The organism is Kandleria sp. (genome assembly GCF_017934775.1).
In the GTDB taxonomy this organism is placed as follows: Bacteria; Bacillota_I; Bacilli_A; order Erysipelotrichales; family Coprobacillaceae; genus Kandleria; species Kandleria vitulina.
The window spans coordinates 1-17,352 of the sequence record NZ_JAGBIX010000096.1; the positions used below are offsets into that span (position 1 = coordinate 1).

The window sequence follows — 17,352 nt, forward strand, 5'->3', positions numbered from 1 at the left end:
CTGGCGGCGATGGCGCGATGGACACACCCGTACCCATGCCGAACACGGAAGTTAAGCATCGCAGCGGCGACGATAGTCGGAAACGGCAAAAACAGCACGCTGCCAGTCTGTCCGGTCCCCAAGGGGACTCCTTTTTTTTATCATTTTTTCTAAAGAAGCTAGTTGCTTCTTTTTTTATTATATATATATCTATACCCCTTAAAATCAACTTCTAAGAGCTTTTAATTTATCATATATTCACTTGATAGTAGTTTTCTATTTACCTCTTATATCGCCAAATATTGCTAATTTTATTTCAAGTATAAATAGAAATATAAACTTGCTTACTAAATAAAAGTAGAGTGCATATCATTGATATCTACTGCTTTTATACAAATAAAAAAGATCAGTGTGATGACACTGATCTTTACTGTTTTATTATAATCCTGTAGATTCAGAAACTAAGTCTACAACTTCTTCCATTGTAGCACATTCATCTGCACATTTATTTGCAAGAGTCTTACATTCTTCATAAGATAATCCTCTAATACGTTTTCTCTGTGCAAGAATTGAAGTAGCTGACATAGAGAATTCATCAAGACCTAAACCTAATAATAATGGTGCTGCCTTAGCTTCTCCAGCCATTTCACCACACATACCTGTCCATTTACCTTCTTTGTGTGATGCTTCAATTACATTCTTAACCAATCTGATGATTGCTGGGTTGAATGGCTGATATAAGTAGTTGATTGTAGAAGACATTCTATCTGCTGCAAATGTGTACTGAATTAAGTCATTAGTACCAATTGAGAAGAAGTCAACTTCTTTAGCAAACTGATCTGCTAATACAGCTGCTGCTGGGATTTCAATCATGATACCAACTTCAATCTTATCAGCAACTTTAACGCCTTCAGCGATTAATTTTTCTTTTTCTTCCATTAATACGCCTTTAGCTTCTCTAAATTCTCCAAGAGTAGCGATCATTGGGAACATGATGTGAAGTTCACCATAAACAGATGCTCTTAATAAAGCTCTTAACTGTACTCTGAAGATATCTTTTCTCTGTAAGCATAGACGAATAGCACGAACACCTAAGAATGGGTTCATTTCTTCAGGAAGTGGAAGTGCAGGTAATTTCTTATCTCCACCGATATCCAATGTTCTAACTACAACTGGACCATTAACATTTTCTAATACTTCCTTATAAACTTCAAACTGCTGTTCTTCAGTTGGAAGATCATCATTTTCCATGTATAAGAATTCAGTTCTGAATAGACCAACACCTTCAGCACCGTTAGCTTTTACAGCTTCTAAGTCATTTGGTGAACCGATGTTAGCAACTAATAAAGTCTTCTTACCGTCAGTAGAAACACTTTCAGCATCTACTAAAGTCTTTAATTCAGCTTTGTATTCATCATATTCTTTTTTCTTCTTTTCGAATTCAGCAATAGTAGCTTCATCAGGATTGATGATAACATCACCAGTATCTCCATCTAACACGATGAAATCACCGTCTTTTGTTTCATCAAGAATTGTATTAGTGGCTACAACTGCTGGAATTTCCATTGATCTTGCTAAAATAGCAGAATGAGATGTTCTACCACCGATATTAGTAGCGAACCCTTTAACAAGATTTTTATCTAACTGAGAAGTATCTGAAGGAGTCAAGTCGTTTGCAATAATTACGACTTCTTCATCAATACTGCTAGGGTCTGGTAATTTTTTACCTAATAAGTGAGCTTTTAAACGTGTAGAAACATCTTTAACATCTGCAGCTCTTTCTTTGAAGTAAGCATCTTCCATAGAAGAGAACATTGTAATGAACATTGTAGCTACATCTTCTAATGCTGCTGCAGCATTTAATTTTTCATCTTGAATTTTTGCTTCAACCTGCCCACCTAATTCAGGGTCATTTAACATCTGAATGTGTGCATCAAAGACTGCAGCTTCTTCTTCTGATAAATTCTTTGAAGCCTTTTCTTTGATTTTTAAAATTTCTTGTTCAACAGCTGCTTTGTGTTCTCTAAAGCTTTCAACTTCAGCTGCTGGATCTGCAACAGTATCTCTTGTAACTGTTAAATCAGGCATTTCTAATTTATAAGCTTTTGCTAATGCAATACCGCTTGATGCCCCAATACCTTTAATTGTTGTCATTTTGACCTACCTCCATCTTGTCTACATTTTACATGAAATCGCTTAGAAAATAAAGAGTTATGTGGAAACGTTTACTTTTTTAAAGCAAAATATAATTGAAATATTAAAGCATTTTCACAATATGAAAAATTCTCACAACCCTCATTTTTGTAGTACATAATGAGAGTGCAAGGAGGATGCATATGAATATTATTGTTGTTAAGAATTATGAAGAAGCAAGTCAAAAAGCCTTCGAAATTATCAAAAGTTTAGTTATTGAAAAACCGGATGCAAATCTTGGGTTAGCAACTGGTTCAACACCAATTCGTCTTTACGAATTGATGTGTGAAGATCATAGGGTCAATAAGACGAGCTATAAAGATGTCAATACATTCAACCTTGATGAGTATTACGGATTAAAGCATGATCATCCACAGAGCTATTACCATTTTATGCATGAACATCTTTTTAAACACATCGACATTAAAGAGGAGAATGTTCATATACCAAGTGGGGAAGGTCAAATTGAAGAAGATTGTAAAAGATACAATCAACTTCTTTCAAACAATAAGAGGGACATTCAGCTGTTAGGATTAGGTTCAAATGGACATATTGGATTTAATGAACCGGGTACTTCATTTGATACAAGTACCCACTATATTGCTTTAAAAGAAAGTACCATTAAAGATAATGCTGCACTATTCTTCAACGGAGATCTTGACGCAGTTCCAAAAAGTGCCATCACAATGGGTATTCACAATATCATGGAATCTAAGCATATCTTGCTTATTGCCTGCGGAAAAAGGAAAGCTGAAGCTGTCAAAGGGATGATTGAAGGGGAAGTCACTGAAGAACTACCTGCTTCAATTTTACAAAGACATCCACATGTTACAGTTATTATCGATGAAGAAGCAGCTTCATTACTCACAAAATAAAACGAGAAGAGATTATCTCTTCTCGTAAAAGAAAACCCTGAAAAGGGTTTTTTTAAATGCAAGTTAAATAGGGTGTAATCACATCTACAAGATTTTCAAGGAAAATCTGATCTTCTTCTGTAAAGCGGTCAAAAGAAGGAGAGTCAATATCTAATACCCCAATGCATTGACCATCTTTTATTAATGGGACTACAATTTCACTATTGGAAGCTGAATCACAGGCGATGTGTCCATCGAATTCATGAACATTGCTTACTCTTAAAGTCTTCTTTTCTTTAGCAGCTACACCACATACCCCTTTGCCATAAGGAATATGGACACAGGCTAGCTTGCCTTGGAAAGGACCAAGAATAAGTTCATTGCCTTTTGTACGATAGAATCCAACCCAATTGATATCATCAAAGTAATCATTTAGAACTGCAGAAATATTTGCCATGTTGGCAAGTGTATCCTTTTCTGAAGAAACAAGAGCTTGGATACTATTTATAATTAATTCTTTCATTTTATCACCCGCTTGTAATTATAACATATTATATTTTTATTTCCTATTTTTATAATAATTGGTCATAGCTTTTAGCTAATATTAAATAAAATAAAATTATGATATGATATCCAGGAGGTGATTTATTGTGCCGATTAACTTACCGGATGATTTGCCAGCTAATAAAATATTAAGTGAAGAAAACGTGTTTGTAATGAATCAGACACGTGCCACAACTCAGAATATCAGACCATTGCGTATTATGATTGTCAATCTGATGCCAACTAAAGAAGTGACAGAAACACAGCTTCTAAGACTTCTATCAAACACACCATTACAGATTGAAGTAGATCTAATTCGTACTGCCAGTCATGAACCTTCTCATGTCTCAATGGAACATCTTCGTAATTTCTACCATACTTTTGAAGATATCAAAGATAATTACTATGATGGCATGATTATAACAGGAGCTCCAGTAGAAAAGATGCCATTTGAACAGGTGGATTATTGGAATGAATTATGTACAATCATGGATTGGGCAACAAGTCATGTCTTCAGTTCATTTTTTATCTGTTGGGGAGCACAGGCTGCTTTATATCATTATTATAATATTAATAAACATCTTCTTAATCATAAGGTAACTGGAGTCTATAAACATAAGATCAATACGGATTATATGAAAAGAAAGATCTTAAGAGGCTTTGATTATGAATTCTATGCTCCACATTCACGCTATACAACAGTATATAAAGAAGATCTTGAAGCTATTCCAACATTGGATGTCCTTGCGGAAAGTGATGATGCTGGAGTATATCTTGTAGCTGAAAAAGACGGTTCCCGTTTCTTTGTGACAGGTCATTCAGAATATGATACGGACACATTGGATAAGGAGTATCATCGTGATCTTCTTAGAGAAGATATTGTCGCAGAGATACCTAAGAATTATTATATGGATGATGATCCAAATAAGGATATTAAAGTAAAATGGCGTTCGCATGCTTATTTGTTATTTGCGAACTGGTTAAATTATTATGTTTATCAGCTTACGCCATTTGATCTTGATGAATTAAAACATCGTAAATAGAAAAGGTGATCACTTGTGTGATCACCTTTTATGACATTTCTAATACTTCCTGTGAAATTGTGATATCAAATTTATCTTTGACAATCTGAATAATTTCATCTCTTGCTTCAGCAAGGGATTCATATGAAGTAGCACAATCGTTAATAAGCACTAAGGCATTACGATCATGGACTTTCATCTGATGGAGCTTGTGTCCTTTTAAACCGGCTTTGTCGATAAGCCAACCAGTAGAGATCTTGTAGTGATCTTCATCTACCTTAAAGCCTTTAAGTTCAGGATAGTCTTTCTGTAAAGAGGCAAGCTTTTCTTTAGAGATAATCGCATTCTTGAAGAATGAACCACAGTTAGGATTGATCTCTGGATCAGGAAGCTTGTGTGTTCTGATCTTAATGACTGTTTCTCTGATGATATCAGGTGTATATTCAGTGATACCATCTTGAGTTAAAGTATCCTGTACCTGTTTGTAGAAAGGAGGTGTAGGATTGCCTTTTTTTAGTGTAATAGTGACATGGTGAATGACATAACGTCCCCATGCACTTCCTCTAAAGATCGAATGACGATATGAGAACTGGCAATCATCTTTAGAAAGTGTCACAAATGATTTTGTATTTGTGTCATAGGCTTCTAAAGAAACAAATGTCTGAGAGATATCTTGTCCATAGGCTCCGACATTCTGTACTGGAGCAGCACCGATTGTTCCGGGAATCATGGACATTGCTTCAATGCCAGTAAGATGCATTTCTACGCTCTTTTTTACAATGTCGTCAAGGATTTCTCCAGCTCCGATTTTAAAAGTGATACTGTCTTCGTCTTCAGCGACAACTTCAGTACCTTTTATTTTCATTAGCATGACAAGTCCATCAAAACCCTTATCAGTTGCTAAAGTATTGCTACCTCCTCCTAAGATGAATACTTTTAGCCCGTGGTCTTCGGCATACTGATAGGCATTCTTGATGTCTTCTTTGCAATTGATTTCAACCATGTATTTTGCTTGACCGCCTAAACGCATTGTTAAGTGGTCTTTTAGGTTAATATTATTTTTGATTTCCATAACATTCTAACTATAACAAAAGATTGATTTTCATTCAACTTTTTTGAGAATGTGAAAAAGAATCCTTTTATAATAGGATTCTTTTTACATTAATCATTTTTAGCTAAAGCTTCATCTAATACTTTTTTAGCATTGAATTGTGTAAAGTCTTCATCTGAGATGAGAATTACTGGGGTTTCAGGATCAGCGAGATCTTCAAATTTAGAAAGAGAACTCTTAAGCTGAGGTGTAACAAGAACGATGTCAGCCTGATCGATTGAATATTCTACAGCTGTTTCAGCTGCAGCCCATACTGTAACATCAATGCCTTTCTGGCTTGCTTCATCTTTTAATTTAGCAGCAAACATATTAGAAGTTACTCCTGCTTTGCAACATAATAATATTTTCATAGTGAATCTCCTTTCAAATTGATTTATCTATTACTATTTTATCATACTGTTATAAAAAAACATTCTTTTCATGTCGTTTTGAAAAAAATAAAAAAAGACATCACAAGATGTCTTATTCATGAGTATAGCCTTGAAGCTCTTCAAGGGTGATTGTAGAAATATTATCAATGATTTCATCTAGTTCTTCATAAGAAAGAGAATAAAGAAATCCTAGTCTTAAATCAGGGAAACGATATTTTAAGACAAGTTCGATAGTTGTAATCTTAGCCATCTTTTTTTGTAGTTCCCAATGATCATCATTTAACATATTATTCTTATCCATAGTCACACCTCATCATTTTCTTTTCTATTATCGTAACATAGTCAACTTATTAATTGTATTTATATTATACAAATAGATATTAGGAATATCGTAATCAGATAATAAAATTCTATTTATGTGATAAATATTTAATGAGAAAATATAATATTTCAGGGTTATAACTCAAATCAACCTTAAAAGTCGAAAAGAATATAGTTTTTTTCCGAATAATTCTCTTGAATTTGTACTTATTTAATGTTACTGTTAAGAAGCGGAGATTAACAATTATCAAGATATAAAGAGGATACGGGAAAAAGGGGGCATTTATGTGAAAGTCAAGCATTTCGTTAAGTTGGCTCTTGTATTCGCATTGGCAGTACCGACAATGATGGTTTCATCTAATGAAGCTTATGCGGATGAATTTACTGGAAAAGAAGATACTTATTATCAGTTATGTTCTTCTAAAAAGTTAACAAAAGGACAGAGAAAGACTTGTGAGTCTTTTAATGCATATTTAAAGAAGAAAAGTACTAGCATTAAACAAAATATTTCTGATGGTCAGTCAGAGATCAGCAAGACTAAGGATTCTATTTCTGATATGCAGACTAAGATTGGTCAGTTGAGCTCTCAGATTTCAACGACTCAATCACAGATTGACTATGTTCAGAAGTCAATTGAAAATACAGAACAGGATTTAAAGGATAAGCAGGAAAAACTTAAAGAAAGAATCTATGCGATTCAGTCTACTGCGAATTCTACAAGTTATACAAGCTATTTATTTGGTGCAGAAAACTTCTCTGATTTTTTCTCTAGAGTTGCCACTGTTGGTGATCTGACATCTTATGAAAATGATCTGATGGATGAAATCAACAATACTAAAGCAAAGTTAAAATCACAGAAATCAACTTTAGCCGTAAATAAATCGAATCTTGATAATGCTAAAAAACAGTCATCTACATTATTGAAGCAATATAATACAAAACTCCAGTCTCAGGAATCAGATGTACAAAATGATCAGAATTCATTAAAGAATAATGAAGCAACAATTGATCAGATTGAAGATAATCTAGAAGAAATGAAGAGAGCTGAAGAGCAGGCAAGAATTGAAGCGGCAAGAATTGCAGCAATCAAGAAAAAGCTTGCCGAAGAAGCAAGAAGAAAAGCAGCTGAAGAAGCTGCTAGAAAGAAAGCTGAAGAAGCAGCAAGAAAGAAAGCTGCGGAAGAAGCTAAAAAGAAAGCAGCAGAGGCTGCAAGAAGAGCTGCTGAAGCTGCCAGAAAGAAAGCTGAAGAGGCTAAGAAGAAAGCCCAGGCTGCAGCGAGAGAAGCAGCTAAGAACAAGGCTTTAGCAGAGGCTAAGAAGAAAGCTGAAGAAGCAGCTAAGAAGGCTGCTGAGGAAGCGAAAAAGAAAGAAGCAGCTGCTAAGAAGAAGGAAGCAGAAGCAAAGACTTCTAAGTCATCTAGCTCAAAATCTTCAAGTTCTTCTAAATCATCTAGCTCGTCATCAAAATCATCTTCTGCGTTAGGTGCTAAAATTGCTGAAAAAGCATTATCTAAACGTGGATGCTGGTATAAATGGGGTGCCACTGGTCCAAGTACATTCGACTGTTCTGGATTAGTATGGTGGGCACACCGTCAGGCTGGCGTGAATTTTGGTAGAACAACTACTTATTATTTAGCTGTCATGGGACGTTCAGTAAGCCGTGGATCTATGAAACCTGGAGATATTATCTTATTCTCTAGAAATGGATCTCGTTCAGGTGTTCATCATGTAGGTATCTATATTGGTGATGGATGCATGGTACATGCACCATACACTGGCGCACAGGTTTCGGTTATTTCTTTAAATAGAAGTGCTTACTATAGCGGACAGTTCTATTGTGCGAGAAGATTATATTAATAAGAAGGGATCGTATCATGTGATATGATCCTTTTATATTGCAGAAGGATGATTTCCGCCATATAATGCTTTGAGGAGGTTCGTATGAAAAAGAAACATCTTTACTTAGAACTGTTTTTATCGATGTTATATTTGTCTACTTTTACTTTTGGAGGAGGCTATGTCATTGTTTCTTTGATGAAAAAGAAGTTCTGTGATGAATTGCATTATATCGATGAAAATGAAATGCTTGATTTTGTAGCTATTGCACAGTCATCTCCCGGGCCAATTGCGGTTAATGGTGCTATAATACTTGGATATAAGATGGCTGGTATAATGGGCGTATTTATTTGTGTACTAGGTACTATTATTCCTCCTTTTGTGATATTGTTTGTGATTTCAATGTTTTATGAGGCGTTTATGTCTAATCAAATAATTAAAGAACTTCTTTCAGGGATGAGAATTGGTGTTGCGGCATTGATTTTAAGTGTTGTCTATGAAATGTTAAAAGGTGAAATGAAAAGTCACATGAAAAAGACAGTACTGCTTTTTATTTTAGCATTAGTTCTCAATGGCTATTTTCAGTTTAATGTAGCTTGGATCATTCTTGGATGTGTTGTCTTTGCATTAATTGATGTTTATGTTAAAGGAGGGAGAAAATGATTTATTGGCAATTATTTGCTTCATTCTTTTATATAGGATTATTTAGCTTTGGTGGTGGCTATGCCTCTATGCCATTGATTATTGAACAGGCAATCAGCACCCATCATTGGATTGATATGGGTACCTTTACAAATCTTTTCACGATTTCACAAATGACACCAGGTCCTATTGCGATTAATGGCTCTACCTTTGTTGGAATGCGTGTTGCAGGGCTTTCTGGGGCGATTATAGCGACAATAGGGTGTGTGCTGCCTTCTTGTATTATTGTGACGATATTGGCGATTATATACAATAAATATAAAGATGTCGATTGGCTTAAGGAGATCCTTTCTTATCTTAGACCAGCGGTAATCGCAATGATTGCGATTAGTGGGTTAACTTTGTTAGGGGATGCTGTGCATTTTGGACATAACACTTCTTATTTTGCACTTGTTGTGTTTATAGTGAGCTTTGTTCTTCTTGTGAAGTATAAGGTGAATCCGATTATCATTATGGTAGCCTGTGGTATTTTAGAAGTAATTATTAATATGTTGTGATAGGAGATGAAAAAGATGGTTAAGATAGATCTGATTACAGGTTTTCTTGGTTCAGGCAAGACAACCTTTATTAAGAAGTATGCAAAATACTTGTTAGAACAAGGTGAAAAGATTGCGATTCTAGAAAATGATTATGGTGCAGTTAATGTGGACATGATGCTTTTACAGGAATTAGGTGATCAGTGTGAATTAGAGATGGTGGCAGGTGCATGTGATAGAGAATGTCATCAGCGAAGATTTAAGACAAAATTGATTTCTATGGGCATGAGAGGATATGATCGTGTACTTATTGAACCATCAGGAATCTTTGATGTGGATGAGTTCTTTGATGCTCTTCATGAATCACCACTTGATCAGTGGTATGAAATAAATAATGTTATTGCGATTGTGGATGCACATCTAGAAAGTGAACTAACTAGACAAACAAGATATGTTCTTGCTTCTGAAATCATGGATGCAGGCATGGTTGTTGTAAGCAAGGCGAAAGGCATTGATGATAACCGTGTCAGTGCAATTACAATGCAGCTTAATGACACATTAAAGGAATTTGGCTGTCGTCGTCAGATTGATGCTTTATTTACTAAAGATTGGGCTGAATGGAATGATGAAGATCTTTATGCAATCAGTCATTGTGGCTATGAAGCAGAAAGTATGATGAAGATTTTTGATAATGATCATTATGATTCATTATTCTTTATGAATAAACATCTTGATTTAGAGACATTAAAGAAACGTGTAGAAGATATTTTTTCTGATTCACTCTGTGGTCATGTTTTTAGAATAAAAGGTTTTATGCGCTGTGATGATCATTATGTTGAAATTAATGCGACAAAAGATCATATGGACTTTTCTGATATCAAGGAGGGTCAGGATGTTATCATTGTTATTGGAGAACAGCTCTCTCAGCCTCATATTGATGCCTATTGGCAATAAAAAAAACACCCTCGGGTGTTTTTTTATTGTTGAAGAAATTGTTTATGTAGCATCTTTTCTTTATATAAGTTCTGATCAGCCTGATGAATAAGTGATGTGATTGTTTCATTTTGATTACCACATCTTGATAATCCGATAGAAATATTGATATTGTAATCTTTTTTATCGGTATTTAAGTCCTGAATGTTTTTCCGTATGGCAATCATAAGGTTAGTGATGTCATTATAGTTGCCATCAATGATAATGATAAATTCATCTCCGCCATATCTTGCAATATAGGGTCTTCTTTTAAAATTATGACAGGCGTTCTTTAATGCATGCGCAATCTCTTTTAAGACGAGATCTCCTTCAATATGACCGAAGTTATCGTTGATGTATTTGAAGTTATCTGCATCAATCATGGCGATGTAGACATCTTCAATGGGATTATGAATCTTGTCACTGATATAGTCTAACAATCTTTGACGGTTGTTTAATCCAGTAAGAGGATCAATCGTGATGGATTCATAAAGAACAGAAAGATGAAGCAGTAGCAGATTAAGTGTCATTCCTATTGATATGATTGGATAGTTCTTAAAGAAGACACTTAAAAAGAATGTCAAGCCGCTCATACATGGGAAAAGAATCATCTGGATGAGTTTCTGTTTTCGTGAGGGATTGATCTCAGATTGTGCCTGTATGATGGAATTAACGACAAGATGCAATAAATAGAGACTGAGAATGCTTAAATAGATCACGTAGGCTGGTCCTCTATTATAGCCGTTATCAAAATAGAACAGTGAGTGAGTAGCTGTTGAGAAGATAGCTATCATGACTGAAATAAGAAAAGGGATAGAATAGAGAAATATTGTTTTAGAAGAAAGATTGTTTTTCGAGTTTCTTATGTTTTCAGAATAGAAGAACATTGAAAGAATGGTTTCTGCCAAGAAAATAAAGAATAACATCTTAAATAAATAGAATAAGAATAGATAGTTATCACTTATTGGTGGTATCTCACATATCTTTGAAAGAATGTTACTGGTAAAACACAGAAGACATGAAAGAAGTATTCTCGTATATAAGGTTTTTGAATATTGTTTCTCGATATCATACTTTAGACGGATAAGGAGAATCGATATTATAGTTATGCAAAATAAATAGTTTTCACAATATAGTATTAAGTTTTCCATAATAATGCTCCTGAATTCAGTGTAACACAATAAGAAAGTAAAATAAATGTCAAATTGTAAATAAAAGATATGGAAGATATAATATTTAAAATAATTGAAAATGATTATTATTTACAGATTCTGAAAATAATAATGATGTAAGGGCTTATAATGATAAAATGTAACAAGGAGGTGGATATGTTGAAGATTTTATTAATTTGTTCAGCAGGGATGTCTACAAGTCTTCTAGTAAATAAGATGATTAAAGCTGCAGAAGCTAAGGGGTTAGAAGATATTACTATTGAAGCTCATCCAGAAGCTGAAGTGACAAGTGCAGGAGCAGATGCTGATGTTATTCTTTTGGGCCCACAGGTTCGTTTCGAACTTAAGAAAGTTAGCGGATTGTTCCCAGATAAACCTGTTGAAGTTATTGATATGAAAGACTATGGCATGATGAATGGTCAGAAGGTTCTTGAACACGCATTAACTTTAGTAAAGTAGAAAAGAAGGCTTGATGAGCCTTCTTTTAATATACAAAAAAAGACTCCCGAGAGAGTCTTTTTAGTCGTTAATTATTTAGAAGCTTCTTCAATAGCTACAGCTACTGCTACAGTAGCACCAACCATTGGGTTGTTACCCATACCGATTAAGCCCATCATTTCTACGTGAGCAGGTACAGAAGAAGAACCAGCGAACTGAGCATCAGAATGCATACGTCCCATAGTATCAGTCATACCATAAGAAGCAGGACCTGCTGCCATGTTATCTGGATGTAATGTACGACCAGTTCCACCACCTGATGCAACTGAGAAGTATTTTTTACCCATTTCGATACATTCTTTTTTGTATGTACCAGCTACTGGATGCTGGAAACGAGTTGGGTTAGTAGAGTTACCAGTGATTGATACATCTACACCTTCTTTATGCATGATAGCAACACCTTCACGTACGTCATCAGAACCATAGCAGTTTACTTTAGCTCTGTCACCATTGCTGTAAGGAGTTCTTGAAAGTTCTTTTACTTCACCAGTGAAATAATCGAACTGAGTTTCAACATAAGTGAAACCATTGATTCTTGAGATGATCTTAGCAGCATCTTTACCTAAACCGTTTAAGATAACTCTTAATGGTTCTTTTCTTACTTTGTTAGCGTTTAATGCAATCTTGATTGCACCTTCAGCTGCAGCGAAAGATTCATGACCAGCTAAGAATGCGAAACATTTAGTTTCTTCATCTAATAATCTTGAACCTAAGTTACCATGACCTAAACCTACTTTACGGTCATCAGCAACTGAACCAGGGATACAGAATGACTGTAAACCAACACCGATAGTTTTAGCAGCGTCAGCAGCCTTCTTGTCACCTTTCTTAAGTGCTAAAGCAGCACCTACAGTATAAGCCCAACATGCGTTTTCGAAGCAGATTGGCTGAGTAGACTTAACGATATTATAAACATCGATACCAGCATCATCGCAGATTTTTTTTGCTTCTTCGATATCTTTGATACCATATTCGTTGAGAGTTTTGTTGATTTGGTTAATACGTCTTTCGTAACCTTCAAATGTAATTGCCATTATATCTTTCTCCCCCTATATTATTCTTTTCTTGGATCAATGTATTTAGCAGCGTCTGCAAATCTGCCGTATGTACCTGTTGCTTTTTTGATTGCTTCATTAGCATCCATACCATCTTTTACCATTTCCATAACTCTACCTAAGTTAACGAATTCGTAACCGATGATTTCATTATTTTCATCTAAAGCGTTTCTAGTGATGTAACCTTCAGTTAATTCAAGGTAACGAGGTCCTTTAGCGTTTGTTGAGTAAGCTGTACCAACCATTGAACGTAAACCTTTACCTAAGTCTTCAAGACCAGCACCGATAACTAAACCATTTTCAGAGAATGCTGACTGAGTACGTCCGTAAACAATCTGTAAGAATAATTCTCTCATTGCAGTGTTGATTGCATCACAAACTAAGTCAGTGTTTAAAGCTTCAAGGATAGTTTTTCCTGATAAAGCTTCAGCAGCCATTGCTGCAGAGTGAGTCATACCTGAGCATCCTACTGTTTCGATTAATGCTTCTTCGATGATACCTTCCTTAACGTTTAATGAAAGTTTGCAAGTACCTTGCTGTGGAGCACACCAACCGATACCATGTGTGTAACCAGAGATATCTTTGATTTCTCTTGAGTATACCCATTTTCCTTCTTCAGGAATAGGAGCACAACCGTGATGAGCGCCTTGTGTGACAGGACACATGTTCTTTACTTCTGATGAATAGATCATTAAATTTTTTCCTCCTTTAATTAACGATAAACTAATAACTCATTTTTCATGCCCACACCATATAAGCATGAAAAAGCACCCTTATAATTGTAGTACTTATTATTAGCCAGAAGCTCTTTAGGGATTCTGATCCCAAGGATTGCATTTCCCTGTATCTATATTATTACTTTTCTTGAAAATATGAAAGATAAAATCCTTAATTTCTTAAGAAAAAATGCCTTTTTGTACGCCTTGGGATAAAACATTCGTATTTTTGATAACTATTTGATATATGCAGAAATGAAGCAGGGTAATAATGGTATCGTTTTCATTTTTCCTATGTTAGAATAGGGAGTATGCGAGGTGAATAAAATGAATATCGATCATTTAAGATATATTCTTGAAGTAGAGAAGCAGGGATCTATCTCAAAGGCTGCTAAAGTGCTTTATCTTAATCAGCCTTATTTATCAAAAGTTATTCAGGAAGTAGAGAATGATTTAGGTTTAAAAATCTTTAAGCGTTCTCATCATGGTATGGAAGTGACCAACCGTGGTCAGGAAGTGATTGCTAAGATTGAGAATATCATTAAGGATTTTAATGAGTTAAGTCACTTGTCCAGTTTAGAGGAAACACTTTCTTTTCATGTAGCAGTCCCTTCATCATCTGTTCTTGTAGAAGTCTTAAAAGAGTTAATCTCTCAAAATAAAGAGAGTTCTTATCATATTCATTATGAAGAAGAAGGACCTAAGAACATTATTGAGAAGGTTTCAAATGGAGATGTTGATTTTGGTATTTTAAGATGCTTTGATTTTTCTGAAGTCTATTATGAAAATCAGTTGCTTTACCGCAATTTAAAAAGCAGTCTTTTATCTACTTCAAAGCTAAAGCTTCTTATTTCATCTCATTCACCTCACGCAAAGAAACAGACGCTTTCTATTGGTGAACTTAAAAATGATGTGCATATCATACATGGAACATCTATGCCAGGACATACAATGTCATTCGTGCAGTCACTTCTAGAAAAGGAGGGTGTTGATAGAAGCATCATGGTTAGTGAAAGAGAAACGATGTATTCACTTCTTTCTAGCATGGATGATGCGTTTATGTGGAGCGCCCATTTTCCTAAGAGTGTATTGGATCGTTATGATCTTTGTTTAAAAGAATGTAATGATTATGAAATAGTAATCAAGGATTTCTTGATCTATAGGAAAGGATATGTCTTCTCAAATGAGGCACTAAAGTATATTGAGCGTCTAAAAGGAGCATTGAACAATGAATATTAAAGCAGTTTTTTTTGATATTGATGGAACACTAGTAAGTTTCAAGAATCACAAGATGCCAGCTTCTACAAAAGAGGCCTTATGGCAGCTTCATAATAATGGTATAAAGATCTTTATTGCGACTGGTCGCTTTAAAGATGGATTAGAAGTGTTGGGAGATATTCCTTTTGATGGCTATATCACTTTAAACGGACAGTATTGTTATACAAATAAAGAAGTGGTTTATGAGAACTTTATTGAAAAAGAGGATCTTGTTTCATTATTGGAAGTGTTAGATGAACAACCATTCCCTTGTGGATTTACTATGAAGACTGGAAAAATCTATAATTATAAGGATAAGCGTGTCGCTGAAATTCATTCGATTACACATAATGATGATCAGCCTACAGGAGATCTTTCACGTGTTCTTGATGAGAAGGTCTACCAGCTTATGTGTTTTGTATCTAAACAGGAAGAAGAGAAACTTCTTGAGAAAATGCCTCACTGCACAAGCGCAAGATGGCATCCATTGTTTACTGATGTCACACCGCTAGGAGGAACAAAACAGTTAGGTATTGATAAGTTCCTTTCCTATTATAATATTGATAGACAAGAAACCATGGCCTTTGGTGATGGGGGAAATGATCTGCAGATGTTAAATCATGTTGCTCACGGGATCGCTATGGGCAATGGTGAAGAGCAGTTAAAGCAGATTGCGGAATATGTCTGTGATGATGTTGATCATGATGGAATAGTCAAGGCTTTAAGACATTATGAACTCATTAAGTAAGTATATATATTTCGATATAGAGATATACTAATTTCATTCTAATCTCAGTTGTGAATTTTTTGATAAGATAATTATATGAAAACGGTTACAGCTTATTGCAAGGAGGCTATATTATGAAAAGATTTACATTACCTAGAGATTTATATCATGGAAAAGGGGCTTTGGAAGCCTTAAAGACATTACAAGGACATAAAGCGATGGTCTGTGTTGGTGGCGGATCGATGAAACGCTTTGGCTTTTTAGATCGTGCCATTGATTATTTAAAAGAAGCTGGTATGGAAGTACAGCTATTTGAAGGTATTGAATCAGATCCATCGGTAGAGACAGTCATGAAGGGAGCAGATGCAATGCTTGCTTTTGAACCTGATTGGATTGTAGCTATTGGAGGAGGTTCACCAATTGATGCCGCAAAAGCAATGTGGATCAAGTATGAATATCCTGATTGTACATTTGAAGATATGTGTAAGGTATTCGGTATTCCGCAGTTAAGAAAGAAAGCACATTTCTGTGCAGTCTCATCTACATCTGGTACAGCTACAGAAGTTACAGCTTTTTCAATTATCACTGATTATGAAAAAGGTATCAAATATCCAATTGCGGACTTTGAAATTACACCTGATGTCGCTATCGTAGATCCTGAACTCGCTGAAACAATGCCACAGAAGCTAGTTGCTCATACTGGTATGGATGCTATGACACATGCAATTGAAGCTTATGTGTCTACTGCCAACTGCAACTATACTGATCCATTGGCAATCTGGGCAATCAAGATGATTCAAAGAGATTTAGTCAACTCTTATGAAGGAGATATGACTGCTAGAGATAATATGCATGATGCACAGTGTCTAGCTGGACAGGCATTCTCTAATGCGCTATTAGGAATTGTACATTCTATGGCTCATAAGACTGGTGCTGTCTTTGCGGATTATGGAGCACATATCATCCACGGTGCAGCTAATGCGATGTACTTGCCAAAAGTTATTGCATTTAATGCGAAAGATCCAACTGCGAAAGCACGCTATGCGTTTATCGCTGATGAAATGAAGCTTGGTGGAAATAATGAAGATGAAAAAGTAAAATTACTTATTGAATATTTAAGAGGAATGAATGATTCCTTGAATATTCCACATTGTATCAAGAACTATGGAGCAGATTCTTATCCAACTGAAAATGGATTTGTACCTGAAGAAGTCTTCCTAGAAAGACTTCCAGAGATTGCTAAAAATGCGATTGCGGATGCATGTACAGGTTCTAACCCACGTCAGCCAAGTCAGGAAGAAATGGAAAAGCTGCTTAAAGCTTGTTACTATGATCTAGATGTAGATTTCTAGAAGATAAAACTATTGAAATATGCGAATAAACCCATTATAATGTTGATGTTAAATCGTAGAAGAAGAAGAGTACCTTATAGAAGTGTCAAGAGAGGAAACGGATGGTGCAAGTTTCTCATGACTATGGGGGAAGCTACTTTGGAGAGTGATGTAAACATCAACGTGAGCCTGCGTTAAGGGTATAAAGAGCAAGGCG

18 protein-coding genes, 1 rRNA gene and 1 other annotated feature (1 of these 20 only partly in view) are annotated in these 17,352 nt (G+C 35.3%); of the genes, 11 read left to right on the top strand and 8 right to left on the bottom strand.

What is annotated here, in order from left to right:
• Positions 1–108 (top strand): 5S ribosomal RNA (gene rrf / locus J6L95_RS10080).
• A 309-nt stretch (positions 109–417) separates the two neighbouring features.
• Here rrf and ptsP read toward each other — a convergent pair.
• Positions 418–2,133 (bottom strand): phosphoenolpyruvate--protein phosphotransferase, encoded by a 1,716-nt coding sequence (ptsP, locus tag J6L95_RS10085; RefSeq protein WP_029073065.1) that lies wholly within the window; start codon positions 2,131–2,133, stop codon positions 418–420.
• A 182-nt stretch (positions 2,134–2,315) separates the two neighbouring features.
• On the opposite strand from ptsP, the gene nagB reads away from it, so the two are divergent.
• Complete coding sequence (gene nagB / locus J6L95_RS10090) at positions 2,316–3,047, top strand: glucosamine-6-phosphate deaminase (protein ID WP_287459045.1); 732 nt, start codon at positions 2,316–2,318, stop codon at positions 3,045–3,047.
• Positions 3,048–3,099: 52 nt separating this feature from the next.
• On the opposite strand, the gene msrC is transcribed toward nagB, so the two are convergent.
• Complete coding sequence (gene msrC, locus J6L95_RS10095; RefSeq protein WP_029070698.1) at positions 3,100–3,549, bottom strand: free L-methionine (R)-S-oxide reductase MsrC; 450 nt, start codon at positions 3,547–3,549, stop codon at positions 3,100–3,102.
• A 127-nt stretch (positions 3,550–3,676) separates the two neighbouring features.
• Here msrC and metA point away from each other — a divergent pair, with 127 nt between their 5' ends.
• Positions 3,677–4,612, top strand: coding sequence for a homoserine O-acetyltransferase MetA (gene metA, locus J6L95_RS10100; protein ID WP_287459048.1), 936 nt, complete (start codon positions 3,677–3,679; stop codon positions 4,610–4,612).
• Between the two features lie 28 nt (positions 4,613–4,640).
• Here the strand turns inward: metA and murB are convergent, their stop codons facing one another.
• The 3 genes from murB to J6L95_RS10115 all read right to left on the bottom strand — a co-directional run bounded on the left by murB (position 4,641) and on the right by J6L95_RS10115 (position 6,374).
• The gene (murB, locus tag J6L95_RS10105; protein WP_287459049.1) at positions 4,641–5,663 is read right to left on the bottom strand and encodes a UDP-N-acetylmuramate dehydrogenase; all 1,023 of its coding nucleotides are present in this window, start codon (positions 5,661–5,663) and stop codon (positions 4,641–4,643) included.
• Positions 5,664–5,752: 89 nt separating this feature from the next.
• Positions 5,753–6,052 (bottom strand): PTS sugar transporter subunit IIB, encoded by a 300-nt coding sequence (locus tag J6L95_RS10110; protein ID WP_029070701.1) that lies wholly within the window; start codon positions 6,050–6,052, stop codon positions 5,753–5,755.
• Between the two features lie 112 nt (positions 6,053–6,164).
• The gene (locus J6L95_RS10115; protein WP_029070702.1) at positions 6,165–6,374 is read right to left on the bottom strand and encodes a hypothetical protein; all 210 of its coding nucleotides are present in this window, start codon (positions 6,372–6,374) and stop codon (positions 6,165–6,167) included.
• A gap of 307 nt (positions 6,375–6,681) precedes the next feature.
• Here J6L95_RS10115 and J6L95_RS10120 point away from each other — a divergent pair, with 307 nt between their 5' ends.
• The 4 genes from J6L95_RS10120 (at position 6,682) to J6L95_RS10135 (ending at position 10,361) form a co-directional block, all read left to right on the top strand.
• A complete protein-coding gene (locus J6L95_RS10120; protein ID WP_287459050.1) occupies positions 6,682–8,250 on the top strand; it encodes a C40 family peptidase in 1,569 nt (522 codons plus the stop codon).
• Positions 8,251–8,334: 84 nt separating this feature from the next.
• Positions 8,335–8,892 (top strand): chromate transporter, encoded by a 558-nt coding sequence (locus tag J6L95_RS10125; RefSeq protein WP_287459052.1) that lies wholly within the window; start codon positions 8,335–8,337, stop codon positions 8,890–8,892.
• A complete protein-coding gene (locus J6L95_RS10130) occupies positions 8,889–9,428 on the top strand; it encodes a chromate transporter (protein ID WP_287459053.1) in 540 nt (179 codons plus the stop codon). Before J6L95_RS10125 ends, J6L95_RS10130 begins: the two co-directional genes overlap by 4 nt.
• A 15-nt stretch (positions 9,429–9,443) precedes the next feature.
• Positions 9,444–10,361 (top strand): GTP-binding protein, encoded by a 918-nt coding sequence (locus tag J6L95_RS10135; RefSeq protein WP_287459054.1) that lies wholly within the window; start codon positions 9,444–9,446, stop codon positions 10,359–10,361.
• Positions 10,362–10,384: 23 nt separating this feature from the next.
• Here the strand turns inward: J6L95_RS10135 and J6L95_RS10140 are convergent, their stop codons facing one another.
• A complete protein-coding gene (locus J6L95_RS10140; protein WP_287459056.1) occupies positions 10,385–11,287 on the bottom strand; it encodes a GGDEF domain-containing protein in 903 nt (300 codons plus the stop codon).
• 420 nt (positions 11,288–11,707) lie between these two features.
• Here J6L95_RS10140 and J6L95_RS10145 point away from each other — a divergent pair, with 420 nt between their 5' ends.
• Entirely contained in the window at positions 11,708–12,010 is a 303-nt protein-coding gene (locus J6L95_RS10145; RefSeq protein ID WP_287459057.1) for a PTS sugar transporter subunit IIB, read from the top strand.
• 71 nt (positions 12,011–12,081) lie between these two features.
• Here J6L95_RS10145 and J6L95_RS10150 read toward each other — a convergent pair whose 3' ends face one another.
• Together J6L95_RS10150 and J6L95_RS10155 are read right to left on the bottom strand one after the other, a co-directional pair.
• Positions 12,082–13,083, bottom strand: coding sequence for a GGGtGRT protein (locus J6L95_RS10150; protein ID WP_031588548.1), 1,002 nt, complete (start codon positions 13,081–13,083; stop codon positions 12,082–12,084).
• Between the two features lie 20 nt (positions 13,084–13,103).
• Entirely contained in the window at positions 13,104–13,796 is a 693-nt protein-coding gene (locus J6L95_RS10155; RefSeq protein ID WP_029070709.1) for an iron-sulfur cluster assembly scaffold protein, read from the bottom strand.
• Positions 13,797–14,147: 351 nt separating this feature from the next.
• Here J6L95_RS10155 and J6L95_RS10160 point away from each other — a divergent pair, with 351 nt between their 5' ends.
• From J6L95_RS10160 to J6L95_RS10170, 3 genes are all read left to right on the top strand, one after another.
• Positions 14,148–15,059, top strand: coding sequence for a LysR family transcriptional regulator (locus J6L95_RS10160; protein WP_287459083.1), 912 nt, complete (start codon positions 14,148–14,150; stop codon positions 15,057–15,059).
• Positions 15,049–15,825 carry a Cof-type HAD-IIB family hydrolase gene (locus J6L95_RS10165; protein WP_287459058.1) on the top strand — a complete coding sequence of 259 codons (777 nt, stop codon included), beginning with the start codon at positions 15,049–15,051 and terminating at the stop codon, positions 15,823–15,825. Before J6L95_RS10160 ends, J6L95_RS10165 begins: the two co-directional genes overlap by 11 nt.
• Before the next feature lie 113 nt (positions 15,826–15,938).
• A complete protein-coding gene (locus J6L95_RS10170) occupies positions 15,939–17,156 on the top strand; it encodes an iron-containing alcohol dehydrogenase (RefSeq protein WP_029070712.1) in 1,218 nt (405 codons plus the stop codon).
• A 47-nt stretch (positions 17,157–17,203) separates the two neighbouring features.
• Positions 17,204–17,352: a binding site (T-box leader), on the top strand; it runs 45 nt beyond the window's last position.

Bases quoted from the DNA above. Each gene is read 5' to 3' on its own strand.
- ptsP (WP_029073065.1), bottom strand. From the start codon at position 2,133: ATGACAACAATTAAAGGTATTGGGGCATCAAGCGGTATTGCATTAGCA.
- nagB (WP_287459045.1), top strand. From the start codon at position 2,316: ATGAATATTATTGTTGTTAAGAATTATGAAGAAGCAAGTCAAAAAGCC.
- msrC (WP_029070698.1), bottom strand. From the start codon at position 3,549: ATGAAAGAATTAATTATAAATAGTATCCAAGCTCTTGTTTCTTCAGAA.
- murB (WP_287459049.1), bottom strand. From the start codon at position 5,663: ATGGAAATCAAAAATAATATTAACCTAAAAGACCACTTAACAATGCGT.
- J6L95_RS10110 (WP_029070701.1), bottom strand. From the start codon at position 6,052: ATGAAAATATTATTATGTTGCAAAGCAGGAGTAACTTCTAATATGTTT.
- J6L95_RS10115 (WP_029070702.1), bottom strand. From the start codon at position 6,374: ATGGATAAGAATAATATGTTAAATGATGATCATTGGGAACTACAAAAA.
- J6L95_RS10125 (WP_287459052.1), top strand. From the start codon at position 8,335: ATGAAAAAGAAACATCTTTACTTAGAACTGTTTTTATCGATGTTATAT.
- J6L95_RS10130 (WP_287459053.1), top strand. From the start codon at position 8,889: ATGATTTATTGGCAATTATTTGCTTCATTCTTTTATATAGGATTATTT.
- J6L95_RS10135 (WP_287459054.1), top strand. From the start codon at position 9,444: ATGGTTAAGATAGATCTGATTACAGGTTTTCTTGGTTCAGGCAAGACA.
- J6L95_RS10145 (WP_287459057.1), top strand. From the start codon at position 11,708: ATGTTGAAGATTTTATTAATTTGTTCAGCAGGGATGTCTACAAGTCTT.
- J6L95_RS10150 (WP_031588548.1), bottom strand. From the start codon at position 13,083: ATGGCAATTACATTTGAAGGTTACGAAAGACGTATTAACCAAATCAAC.
- J6L95_RS10155 (WP_029070709.1), bottom strand. From the start codon at position 13,796: ATGATCTATTCATCAGAAGTAAAGAACATGTGTCCTGTCACACAAGGC.
- J6L95_RS10160 (WP_287459083.1), top strand. From the start codon at position 14,148: ATGAATATCGATCATTTAAGATATATTCTTGAAGTAGAGAAGCAGGGA.
- J6L95_RS10165 (WP_287459058.1), top strand. From the start codon at position 15,049: ATGAATATTAAAGCAGTTTTTTTTGATATTGATGGAACACTAGTAAGT.
- J6L95_RS10170 (WP_029070712.1), top strand. From the start codon at position 15,939: ATGAAAAGATTTACATTACCTAGAGATTTATATCATGGAAAAGGGGCT.